General features: G+C 72.3%; 1 protein-coding gene. It reads right to left on the bottom strand.

Annotated features, from left to right (window positions below; genetic code table 11):
- Positions 1–219 (bottom strand): TetR/AcrR family transcriptional regulator (locus tag AC1DSF_RS30770; RefSeq protein ID WP_478184100.1); only part of this gene is annotated, 219 nt, incomplete at its 3' end.
- Between the last annotated feature and the right edge of the window lie 255 nt (positions 220–474).

Here is a 474-nt window from a genome sequence, read left to right as displayed (position 1 = left end):
GCGGTCCGCCACCGCGTGCAGCAGATCATCGCGGTCCGGGAAGTAGCGGTAGAGCGCCATCGGCGCCGAACCRACCGCGTCCGCCACGGACTTGATGGTCAGCGACGCATGCGGGTCCTCGTACACCAGGCCGACCGCAGCCTCGACGATCAGGTCGCGCGACAGCCGCCGGGGCCGGCCCCGGCCGCGCCGAGGGGTGTCGTCGGGTTGCTGAGCCATGTTCCGTCCCTTCGCCACGCCGCCGTCGGGCGGTGCGTGCGCGTCCAGGGTACGCAGTTCGGCCCGTGCGCCACCCGGCAGACCCGGCTACGGTCAGGAACCGTCCGCGTGATCGGCCCCGAGCGTGGCCCGCCACAYCGCSGTCAASGTGTCGAGCATGGCGGAMCGCTCSCGGTCCCAKCGGCCCGMCTGCCACGACGGCATGARCGTCTCSAGCTGGTTGATCAGCAGGAACGCSCGYCTCTTGGCCTCGGG

This window comes from Variovorax sp. 01N429 (genome assembly GCF_056399425.1).
The sequence above is the reverse complement of the archived record's forward strand: the minus strand, read 5'-3'. Positions and strand labels throughout refer to the sequence as shown.